The sequence below is a fragment of the Streptomyces sp. NPDC007905 genome (assembly GCF_042959345.1).
In the GTDB taxonomy this organism is placed as follows: domain Bacteria; phylum Actinomycetota; class Actinomycetes; order Streptomycetales; family Streptomycetaceae; genus Streptomyces.
In genome coordinates this window covers 1-10,528 of sequence record NZ_JBIBKS010000061.1, presented here as the reverse complement: position 1 = coordinate 10,528, position 10,528 = coordinate 1, and the positions used below count along the sequence as shown (strand labels likewise).

General features: G+C 68.8%; 8 protein-coding genes and 1 pseudogene. 3 read left to right on the top strand and 6 right to left on the bottom strand.

The window, feature by feature from the left end; genetic code table 11:
• The first annotated feature begins 227 nt into the window (after nt 1-227).
• On the top strand, nt 228-1,466 hold the full coding sequence (locus tag ACFZDC_RS41625; protein WP_391332276.1) for an IS256 family transposase: 1,239 nt from the start codon (nt 228-230) through the stop codon (nt 1,464-1,466).
• An 819-nt stretch (nt 1,467-2,285) separates the two neighbouring features.
• On the opposite strand, the gene ACFZDC_RS41620 is transcribed toward ACFZDC_RS41625, so the two are convergent.
• The 6 genes and pseudogenes from ACFZDC_RS41620 to ACFZDC_RS41595 all read right to left on the bottom strand — a co-directional run.
• A complete protein-coding gene (locus ACFZDC_RS41620) occupies nt 2,286-2,813 on the bottom strand; it encodes an ATP/GTP-binding protein (RefSeq protein ID WP_055495080.1) in 528 nt (175 codons plus the stop codon).
• 49 nt (nt 2,814-2,862) lie between these two features.
• Entirely contained in the window at nt 2,863-3,300 is a 438-nt protein-coding gene (locus ACFZDC_RS41615; protein ID WP_055495025.1) for a DUF742 domain-containing protein, read from the bottom strand.
• A gap of 40 nt (nt 3,301-3,340) precedes the next feature.
• A complete protein-coding gene (locus ACFZDC_RS41610; protein ID WP_055495024.1) occupies nt 3,341-3,817 on the bottom strand; it encodes a roadblock/LC7 domain-containing protein in 477 nt (158 codons plus the stop codon).
• A complete protein-coding gene (locus ACFZDC_RS41605) occupies nt 3,814-6,294 on the bottom strand; it encodes an ATP-binding protein (protein ID WP_391332273.1) in 2,481 nt (826 codons plus the stop codon). The genes ACFZDC_RS41610 and ACFZDC_RS41605 overlap by 4 nt, the downstream gene beginning before the upstream one ends.
• A 315-nt stretch (nt 6,295-6,609) precedes the next feature.
• The gene (locus tag ACFZDC_RS41600) at nt 6,610-8,187 is read right to left on the bottom strand and encodes an ABC transporter substrate-binding protein (RefSeq protein WP_391332272.1); all 1,578 of its coding nucleotides are present in this window, start codon (nt 8,185-8,187) and stop codon (nt 6,610-6,612) included.
• 282 nt (nt 8,188-8,469) lie between these two features.
• A pseudogene (locus ACFZDC_RS41595) lies at nt 8,470-8,722 on the bottom strand (IS5/IS1182 family transposase); the annotation flags it as partial.
• Between the two features lie 539 nt (nt 8,723-9,261).
• On the opposite strand from ACFZDC_RS41595, the gene ACFZDC_RS41590 reads away from it, so the two are divergent.
• Together ACFZDC_RS41590 and ACFZDC_RS41585 are read left to right on the top strand one after the other, a co-directional pair.
• On the top strand, nt 9,262-9,573 hold the full coding sequence (locus ACFZDC_RS41590; RefSeq protein WP_391332270.1) for a hypothetical protein: 312 nt from the start codon (nt 9,262-9,264) through the stop codon (nt 9,571-9,573).
• Nucleotides 9,574-9,587: 14 nt separating this feature from the next.
• Nucleotides 9,588-10,247 carry a hypothetical protein gene (locus ACFZDC_RS41585; RefSeq protein ID WP_391332268.1) on the top strand — a complete coding sequence of 220 codons (660 nt, stop codon included), beginning with the start codon at nt 9,588-9,590 and terminating at the stop codon, nt 10,245-10,247.
• Nucleotides 10,248-10,528 lie beyond the last annotated feature (281 nt).

Here is a 10,528-nt window from a genome sequence, read left to right as displayed (position 1 = left end):
CCGGCGTGATTCAGGCATCCACCCGGCACCCGCCAGGTCGTCACCACAAGCCGCAGGGCTGTCCGCCGCTCTCTACCGAGACATTGCATGTCCGGGTTGCGTCCAGGGAAGTGGTGTACGGGTTCGACCTGATCCGGGGGTTTGTTCCGGCGTCGGGATGATGCCCGCATAGATGAACGGCCACCGGTTGATCTTCGAGGTGTCGAAGCCCGAAGGAGATCAGCACGATGACCGCACCCGACAGTGTGCCCCTGCACGTCCTCGCCGAGGACAACCTCGCTGCGGCGAGTCCCGATCTGCTGCGCGCGATGGTCAAGACGTTCGCCGACGCACTCATGTCCGCGGAGGCGGACGCACTCTGCAACGCCGAATACGGGCAGGTCAGCGACGAGAGAGTCAACCACCGCAACGGATATCGCCCGCGTGAGTGGGATACGAGGGCCGGCACCGTCGAACTCGCCATCCCCAAGCTCAGGAGCGGGAGTTACTTCCCGCACTGGCTTCTCGAACGGCGTCGCCGGGCCGAACAGGCCCTCATTTCGGTGGTCGCCACCGCCTACCTGCTCGGTGTCAGCACCCGCCGTGTCGAAAAACTCGCCGAGTCCCTCGGCGTCACCCAGCTGTCCAAGTCACAGGTCTCGGCGATGGCCCGGCACCTCGACGAGCAGGTCGCCGCCTTCCGCAACCGGCCCCTGGACCAGGGCCCTTACGCCTTCGTCTGGGTCGACGCCCTGACCCAGAAGGTCCGCGAGGGCGGCCGGATCATCAACGTCCACGCGCTGATCGCCGTCGGCGTCAACGCCGACGGACACCGCGAGATCCTCGGCATCGACGTCGCCACCGCCGAGGACGGCGCCGGCTGGCTGGCCTTCCTGCGCTCGCTGATCGCCCGCGGCCTGTCCGGCGTCCAGCTGGTCATCTCCGACGCCCACGCCGGCCTGGTCGACGCCATCGGCGCGGTCCTGCCCGGCGCGAGCTGGCAGCGGTGCCGCACGCATTACGCCCGCAACCTGCTCAGCCAGGTCCCGAAATCGGCCCAGCCCTGGGTGGCCACGCTGCTGCGGACCGTCTTCGAGCAACCCGACACCGACGCCGTGAAGGATCAGATGCAGCACGTCCTGGACGCTCTGGAGGCAAAGTTCCCCAAGGCCGCAGCCCACTTGGACGCCGCCCAGCACGACCTGCTGGCCTTCGCCGCCTTCCCGCGCGAGATCTGGCGGCAGATCTGGTCGAACAACCCGCAGGAACGGCTGAACAAGGAGATCCGCCGCCGCACCGACGTCGTCGGCATCTTCCCCGACCGCACCGCCGTCATCCGCCTGGTCGGCGCCGTGCTGGCCGAACAGAACGACGAGTGGACCGAGGCCCGCCGCTACATGGGACTCGACCTCCTCGCCAAGGGCCGCCTCCACCCGATCGAGTCAGAAAACGACGACACCAGCCTGCCCACCGAACTCACCGCATAGCCTCAAAGAAGAGATCACCGAGTGGCCGTCGATACACCACTTCGGCGGACGTGACCCATGTCCGGTCAATCCAAGGCATGACGGCCCTGCTGTTCGAACAGTCCGGAGGTTCCTGCACTGACCCGGCCCGTCCTTACGTGGGGATTAGGTCAATGCCGTGTCCGGTGGTGACTGCGTCGATCAGGGCCTGGAGCTCGGGGGGTGGGTCGGTGTCCGTCCAGGGTCGCCACCATCGGGTGAGGGTGATGGCGGGGGTGAGCCAGGAGCGGATGGCGCGTAAGGCCCTGGGCCAGCAGGGCTGTTGGGGCTGGTGGGACAGGACTGGGCCCCCCTCTCTGGCCCCTCGTCGGGGCACGGATCCGGTGCGGTGGCGTCCAGGGGTCCGGGTGGGGCGAACGGTTGGTCCCAGCAGAAGGAGAAGGCGCAGTTGACCAGGGCCTTGGTGGATGGCGCGGTCGGAGCGGACTTGGAAGTCGGCCCAGCCGAGTTCGTCCTTTGGTGGCGTGGGGTGTGTCGGGGCGGGGCAGGTTGGTGGCCAGGTACCAGGTGGCCTTCTCCGGCAGGCCGGCCGGGTCGGTGGTGGCCACGACCAGCCGGCAGGGTGAGTCAGGTCCGTAGCCGCCCAGGCGGGCGTCAGCGGCCCACCAGGTCCCTGTGTGCCCGTCGCGGAAGTGACGCTTCACGGGTGTCCAGTCGCCGGGACGCCTGGCATCGCGCCAGGTCAGGGCGTGTGCGGCTTCGATGGGGGTGTGTGGCTGGTCGGTGGTGGAGACGGCCGTCACCGCCGCCGCCGACCACCTGCGGACGGGCGTGTACCGCCTACGCCTCCGCCCGCTTCAGCGCATGGTCGAGCACCACCAGCAGTGCGTCGAGCACCGAGCCCCGTTCTCGGGCGTCGAAGACGAACAGCGGGACGTGGTCGCTGACGTCCAGCGCCCAGCGCACCTCGTCAAGCTCGTGCGCGACCTCGCCATCAAAGGCGTTGACGGCCACCGCGAACGGGATGTCCCGGTGCTCGAAGTAGTCGACCGCGGCGAAGCAGTCGTCGAGGCGGCGGGTGTCGACGATCACCAATCCGCCCAGGGCGCCCTCCACCAGGTAGTCCCACATGAAGCCGAAACGCTCCTGGCCGGGCGTCCCGAACAGGTACAGCTTCAGGGTCGGATCGAGGGTGATGCAGCCGAAGTCCATGGCGACCGTGGTGGTGGTCTTGTGAGGGGTGTGGCTGAGATCGTCCACGCCCGCCGCGACCTCGGTGATCGACGCCTCGGTGGTGAGCGGTTCGATCTCCGAGACTGACGCCACCGTCGTGGTCTTGCCGACGCCGAACCCGCCCGCGATCACCATCTTCACAGGAAGGGGCGGCCGTTCGGTCTCGTGTGGGACGCACGGTGCGTCAATCCCGTTGGCTGTCACGGTGTATCCCTTCGGATTCGGCGACGCCACGGAGACCATCGATCACCCTTCGCAGAACGGAGACGTCGCGGGAGGCATCGGCACTGGGCACGTATACGGCGAGGAGCGCATGGGCGCGCAGGTCGGCCGCGAGCACACGGACGACGTTCAGATGCAGGTGCAGCTTCGCGGCGACCTCGGCCAGCGACTGCGGCCGCCGGCATACGGCGACGATGTCGCGGTGTTCGAAGGCCAGGGTTTCGAGGGTGGCCAAGCCCAACGAGGTGGTCACGACCTGGGTCTCGATGGGGAGCGGCGCTACCGCGTCGCTGCCCGCAACCCTTCCCGCGGTCAGCAGGAACGGCCGGATCGCCGAAGGGCGGCCGGCGGATCCCGAACCGCCGGAGCCCGGGTGGTGCTGACCACCCTCGGACGCCATTCTGGGTCTTTCCTTCCTGCTGCATGTGGTGGCGGACGGTTCACCCGGTGGCCGGGGAACCGACGCTGTTCTTGAGCTCGAGGACCAGCTCGGGGCTGAGGGCCGCGCCCACCCGGTTGGCGAACAGGGTCATCTCGTAGGCGACGTTCCCCAGCTTCGCCTCGTTCGAGGTGACGACGCCGAGCACGGATCCGCTGCCGATCGCGGAGACGAGGAGATGGCCTCCTTCCAGATCAATGATCACCTTGTTGAGGGCGCCGAGGCCGTAGTTGCCCGAAGCGCCGGCGGCCAGGCTGGTGATTCCCGAGACGATCGCCGCGAGACGCTCGGAGTCCGCGTGGTCGCACAGCCGCGAGACCGCTATCAGCAGACCGTCGGAGGAGACGGCGATGGCATCCACCACGCCCGCGGTCTCCGTCGCGAATCGGTTGAGCAGCCAGGTGAAGTCCTCTGCGGCGGCACGCAGGTCAACGGGCTCCACTGGGTTGAATTGAGTTCCACCTGTCGACGTGGTCACTGCCCCACTCCTTCCGGTCCCTGCGGGGATTCTGGTGATGCCGGCATCCGAGTCGGCTGTTGTCCCGGCTGCGCGCTCTCGCGCTCGGCCCGGGCCACCGCCTCCTCGAACTCTTCGATCGAGGAGCGGACCGCCTCCGCGTCGAGCGGCCGGCGCGACGTCGGCGTCGGCCGGCGTGCCGCCGCGGCGTTTTCGAGCGTGGCGCCGCGCACGCGGCGCCGTAGCGTCGGCGCGGCCGGTGCCGGGGTGAGTGCCTCTCCATCCGGGTGTTCCTGCGCCTGCGCTGCGGCCCTTTCGGCGGTGCTCGCGGACCGGGTTTCGGGGGGCGGACCGGCCGTGTGCGCGGTCCGCGGGACACGTCGCGGCAACGGTGCGGGCTCCTTCCCGGTGCTGTCCCGCAGTGCGCCATCCGCGGGGGGTCGCCGCGAGGGCTGGGGATGCTGCTGGGGAACGGCGGATGTGACGGCAGGCCCAGTGAGCGCTGGGGGCTTGGCGGGCCCCACGGGCCGACTCCGGGTGGGGAGGACCGACGAGGAAAAGTCCTCGCCCGCGAACACCGTGGGCACGTGGCTCAACGGCATGAGCAGCGTCGAGGGGATGAAGACCCTGCTGGTGACCCCACCGCCCATCGTCGCGGTCAACGTGACCCTGATGCCCCAGCGCCGGGCGATCCGGCCGACCACGAAGAGCCCGAGGACCTTGGTGGGGGCAAGGTCGAGCCGCTCGCGGCGCACCAGCCGCTCGTTCTCCTCTTTCAGACGCTCGGTGCTCATGCCGAGCCCGTGGTCGACGACCTCGACCACCGCCGCTTCGCCCTGGGAGCGCACCCGCACCTCGACGGGGCTCTCGGCAGGGGAGAACGCCACCGCGTTCTCCATCAGCTCGGCGAGCATCAGGGTCAGATCGCCGACGATGTCGGGCGCGACGGTGACCTCGTCCAGCACACGCAGGTGGATCCGCTGGTACTCCTCGATCTGGGCGAGCGCGCCCCGTACGACGTTGGTCAGCGCCGTCGGCCGGGCCTCGAGAGCGGTCTCCGCCAGCCCGGCGAGCAGCATCAGACTGTCGGCATTGCGCTGCAGGCGCACCGCCAGGTGGTCGATGTGGTAGAGCTGGTCGAGCAGCGCGGGGTCGGTCTCCTCACGCTCGACCGCATCGATCAGCGCCAGCTGGCGCGCGGTCAGGTTGCCGACGCGCCGCCCGACGTTGCCGAACATCTCCGCCACATTGCGCCGGCTGAGCACCTGGCGCTGCAGCAGGGCGGCGGCCGCCTCCTGTACCTCGTTGAACGCCTCCGCCAGCGTGCCGATCTCGTCGCGTGCCCGCACCGGGACTGCGTTCAGCCTGAGCCGGCCGTCGTCCTCGGCCTCGTCGTCCGCCACCCGCGCGAGCTCCTGCCCGGTCGCCCTGGCCACCTGCTGGGCCGCGGCGGTCAGCATCCGCACGGGCCGCACGACGGAGCGCCGGACCAGGAGGGAGAGCAGCAGCCAGAAGGCGAAGATCAGCACCACCGCGGTCAGCAGCCACCCCACTCGCCACCAGGCCTCGGAAGAGGCCCGGTCGCCGTCGTCCGCGATCTGGTGGATCAGTGACCGGGTGATCTCCAGCCGGGTGGACGCCTGCTTCTCGTACGTCGGATACGCCGCGATGGCCTTGTCGACGGCCGCCCGCACCTTGTCGAGGTCCCTGGCCTCCAGGGAGGAGGGATCGAACTGGAGGGAGGCGAACTCGGACCGGATGGCGTTCTGGTGCGCGTTGCGCTCGATCCGGGCCAGTCGGCCGCTCTGGGCCACCGAGGCGATCCGGCTGAAGCGCTGGGCGTGGTGGTTGTAGAGCTGGAGGCTGCCCACCGCGCCGGTGAATTCCGTGAGCGCGCTGGAGTCGCCGGTCTGGGCGGAGAAGACGCCGGTCTCGAACGCGGCATGCGCGGCGTCCGCGCGCAGCAGGGTGTCCAGGACGTTCTCGGGCGACGACACCGCACCGCCCGCGGATCCGCCGAGGCCGAGCCCGTCGATGAGGTTGGACACCATGGAGTCATAGGCCGGGTCGATGCTGTCGGCCGGGAGGTAGGCGCCTTCGACCGTCTTGCGCAGCCCGGTCAGCCCGGCGACGCCCCGCAACGCCCTGGTCTCCGCCGCGGGAAGGCGGGATCCGAACGCGGAGCGGACCTCGGCGACCTGGCGGTCGACGGCCCACTGGGCCCGGCGGTAGTCCCGCGGCGACGGCGCGGGCCCACCGGGCTCCGCGGCCTGGTAGCGCACCGAGAGCAGAATCGCCTGCTGATGCTCACTCTGCAGGTCGTCGACGAGGGAGGCGACCTGCTCGCTGCTGCGGACGAGGGCCGCGGTGCGCGCCGCTGACTGCGCCTGTGCGACCTGGCCCGCGATGACGTAGGCGAGGATGGCGGCGACCACCGCGGCGGGGATGATCACCAGCACATTGAGCTTGCGCTGGAACGGCCAGCGGTCGAGGAACACGTCGGCCCTTCGCCGAACCCGCGCTCCCCGACGTGCCTGTTCCGCTGCTTCCACCTTGTGCGGGGACACCAAGCCTCCGGAACGATGTCGTACGGGCAAGCTGCTCTGTTGCCTGGGTGAGTTGCCGTGCTGATCTGTATCGCTTGTCCGAACGGGCGGTGACTACAGCCTTTTTGCCCGTGGGGTTCAAGCGTCGTGCAGAGAGAACGGTGACGATGGGCGTGCCGGCCGGTCCGGGGCCGGGCCTTCGAGGAGCCCGGCGCTCGGGCGGCGGTCTTTGCCCCGCCGGGCGGCGCCCGTGCACGGCTTCGGCCCTCAGCCGTCGACGGAGAAGTCGCGGAAGCGGTAGTCGGACAAGGGGTGGCTGGGGGTCGGGACCAGTCCGCCGACCCCGGCCGCGTACGCGTCGACCTGGTTCTTGAAGCCCCAGACGATGTAGCCGCCGCGCTCGTACTCGATCTTCTGGGCCGCCTTGAGCAGTTCGTTGCGCTTGCCCTCGTCGAACTGGCCGCGGGCCTGGTTGACGAGGGAGACGAACTCCGGGTCCCTCCAGTGCGTTTCGTTGTAAGGGGCGCCCTTGATCGATCCCTGTTCCACCTGCGCCAGGTAGTTCCGCGTGAACCAGTAGTCCATGGCGAACGGCCAGCTCAGGTACTTGTCGCCGTAGAAGGTCGCGGAGTCGGTCTTGCGGACCCGCACCGTCACCCCGGCGCCTCTGGCCTGCTGGGCGAAGAGCTGCGCGGTCTCGACCGCGCCGATGCCGATGCCGTTGGAGGTGACCAGCTCCACGTTGAGCCCCTCGTGCCCGGCGGCTTTCAACAGGAATCTGGCCTTGTCGAGGTCCTGGACGCGCTGCGGCAGATCGTGGTTGTACGCCGGATCGAAGGGTGCGTAGAGGTCGTTGCCGATGCGTCCCTGTCCTCTGAGCACCTGGCGGACCATCTGCGGCCGGTCGACGATCAGCCGCATCGCCTGGCGGACCCGCTCGTCGTCGAAGGGGCCGGTATCCAGGCGCATGGTCAGCGGGGTCCAGGCCCCGGGCTCCGAGATCAGGACCTTGCAGCCCTGGGCCTCGACCAGCTCCATCTGCTCGAGCGGCAGGTTGTCCATGGCGTCGATCTCCCGGCTGAGCAGCGCGTTGACCCTGGCCGTGTCGTCGGGGAAGTCGATGATGTGCAGTTGGTCGACATGGGCCGGGCGACGCCAGTAGTTGTCGAACCTCGTGAAGACGCTCTCGTCCCCGGGGGTGAAGGACTTGTAGACGAACGGGCCCGTGCCGATGGGTTTCCTGAGGTCGAAGTCCGCCGGGACGACAGCCATGACGGTCTGCGCGAGCAGGTCCTCCAGCAGGGCGTACGGAGTCTTCAGCGGGATCCGCACGGTCAGGGAGTCGATCCGCTTGAGGTCCGCGACGTCGACCACGGCGAGGCTGCTGGCCCCGGCGGCGGGCGCCTTGGGGTTCGCGATCCTGCGCAGGGAGGCGATGACGTCGTCGGCGTCCAGGGTCTTGCCGTTGTGGAACTCCACCCCGGAACGGAGCCTCAGCGTCCAGGCCCTGCCGTCCTTGGACGGCTCCATCGAGTCCGCGAGCAGGGGCTTGACGCGGTATCTCTCGTCATGGACGAACAGCCGCTCGAACAGGTTCACCGCCCGTGCGTGGTCGGGCCAGATGACGGGATTGTGAGGGTCGAGGGTGTCCTTTGCGCTGCCGCCGGTGCAGCCGACGCGCAGGACGCCGCCCTTCTTCGGGGTCCTGGCTCCCGAGTCGTCGCCGCCGGACCCGGAGCACCCCGGGAGCAGGCCCGCCGCGGCCGTGGCGAGCAGGCCGCCACCACCACGCAGGACGGTTCTTCGCCTCATCGCTCCGCTGGGGTTGTTTCCGTGCTCGGTCATGGGCAGGTGTCGCCTTCACATCAGGGCCGTTCTCATGGCGCGCTGACTGCTCGGATGACGCGCAGTACCTCTGCAACGCGGGCAAAGGCCAGTCGGCCGGGCTTCGCGCACGCCACAGCCGACCGCCTCGCCAACGCGGTCATCGCCCCATTACGGATCGTCAGGAGGTTAGAACACATGCCCATCGAACACCCATCGAACATCGGGAAATGGTGCAAGAGATCGGGCCGGATCTGCCGGACGGGGGTGGACCGGACCACGGCCGGGGATCTCAGCAGTTCACCGCGGCGCCGCGCCGGTCACCGAATCGGTCAGCCCCTCCACGAACTGCGGCACCGGCACGAGCGCCGGCCCGGCAGGCGACCAGGCAGGCCGACCGCGCGCGGGGAAGGGATGGGTGAACTCCTCGTCGCGGAACAGCGGCCCAACTCGCCCAGCAGCCGGAGTGCCAGGCTTCCCCTCGGGAGCGCTGCCGCGCCACCGGCACCGTCTCCGCCGGGACCTCCCAAGGCCCGTGGGCCGCAACGACATCCACTCGCACCCCACATGACGACGTCGGCCTTCAAGACCACAACCAGGTCTCGAAGGCCGACGTCAGGCCGAAGAGGTGGAGCTGGTCGGGCTGCTCAGGCTGGTTCGTCGGCCCGGTTCGGCCGCGGCGCGGTCCACTCCGACTCGCCGGCTGGCGGCTCGTTGTTCGCTCCGCGTGGGACGTGCCACTACTCGGTTCCCCAGTGGCACCTGTCCACGGACATCAGCCCGTCCGGGTGAGCGGTCAGTCGATCTCCTGCTGGGCGGACAGCTCATCTCCCTGTCCGGTATGACTATTGATCCCTGATTTGGTCGATTGACTGTGTGCTCAGCGCCAGAGAAGGTTCGACGCCTGTCGTAGGGTCGGGGCATGTCCCCTGCCGTGGTTGAGCTGCGCGAGTTCACTCTCGCTGACGGCTCCTTTCTCATGTCGTGGATTCCGGGTCCGGTCGAACTGCTCACCTGGGCTGGTCCTTCGTTCACCTGGCCGTTGGACGAGCCTCAGATCGCCGCGTATGCGGCCGAGTCCGCAGCGCCGGGACGATGGAGTTGGCCGACCCGAGCGTCACGTTGCATGTCAACATGACTGGGCTGAATGACCTCGGAGGCTTCATGGAAGCCGCCAAGCGCGGCTTGAGGGCTGGTGAGGCCGGGCATGCCACGGACTACGAGATGTCCATGATCGCGAGAGCTGTCGCCAACGGCCAACGCCCGTGGAGTTCCGTGAAGTTCTACTACCCGTCGGGCCCCAACGGCGCTATGCGGCTGGACCCGCCGACTGAGGTGCCGGACCTGTCGGTGCTGGGGAAACTGGACCCTGTGAAGGGTTCGGTCATCGGATACTGCCACTGCTGAGGGGTACGACGAACATGAGCATCCCCGGGAAAGACCTGTACCCGGACGTGACCACCTCGGGCGGCCTGGCTCCGGCCATGAGAGAGGCGGCGAAGTCGCACGGATGCGACATCGGGCTTGAGCCCTGGGTGGTCGACATCGTCAGCATCGAAACAGCGAGGGGTTTCCTGTCGGTCGATGCCGCGACCGAGGAACGCCTCTTCCGCTTGACCGTCCACATTCCCGGGTTCACCTGGCACATCGGCTCGACTGGGGATCTCGGGCTGCTCGTGGAGGCCGTCGCCGCATGGCGCGACGGCATGGGGTTCGACGAATTGGAGGAAAGGTTCGAGTTCATGGCGCTCGACGAGTTCGCCAGGGCTCTCGATAACGGAGAGCCGACCTCTTTGCAGTGGTCCGACCTTCTGTCGTCCGAATTCCACCGACCGCGACGGAACCTTCTGCGCCGCCTCCGTGCGGATGAGGTACTGCGGCACATGTTCCCGACGATCACGCACGGTGCCGTGCGCCTGCGTGTTGATCCGTTGGACGGAACGAGCCGTCAGGTTCTGGTGCACGAGTTGGACGGGGAACGATATGAGGTCATGCGCGTCGGGGTGCCCGAGGCCGCATGGGCCGAGGTTCCGACCGGTGACCTGATCGCCTGCCTGCGTGCTGCCTTGCACGAGGAGTGATCTCGGCGGACCGAAGACGCCGAACCCCGCCAGGTGGCCCCTGGCGGGGTTTCCTCATGCGTGAGTCAGCAGCGAGCCCGGGTCCGACACCCCCACAGCCGGTGACCGGGGAGACGGAGCCGCCGCTCAGTGGTGCAGCACGCCCGGCGCGTCATATCTTCGACCCGCAGGGAGACTGGATCAGGTCAGTCCCAGGAGGCCCTGTTGCCGCAGTCTTTCGCGCTCGCGTCCGTGGAGTCCAACTCGCCGTCACGGACGTGTGACTGCCTCGCGCACCGGTT

Coding starts and splice junctions, on each gene's coding strand:
- ACFZDC_RS41615 (WP_055495025.1), bottom strand. CDS start 3,300: ATGGCGTCCGAGGGTGGTCAGCACCACCCGGGCTCCGGCGGTTCGGGA.
- ACFZDC_RS41600 (WP_391332272.1), bottom strand. CDS start 8,187: ATGACCGAGCACGGAAACAACCCCAGCGGAGCGATGAGGCGAAGAACC.
- ACFZDC_RS41590 (WP_391332270.1), top strand. CDS start 9,262: ATGGAGTTGGCCGACCCGAGCGTCACGTTGCATGTCAACATGACTGGG.
- ACFZDC_RS41585 (WP_391332268.1), top strand. CDS start 9,588: ATGAGCATCCCCGGGAAAGACCTGTACCCGGACGTGACCACCTCGGGC.
- ACFZDC_RS41620 (WP_055495080.1), bottom strand. CDS start 2,813: ATGGTGATCGCGGGCGGGTTCGGCGTCGGCAAGACCACGACGGTGGCG.
- ACFZDC_RS41625 (WP_391332276.1), top strand. CDS start 228: ATGACCGCACCCGACAGTGTGCCCCTGCACGTCCTCGCCGAGGACAAC.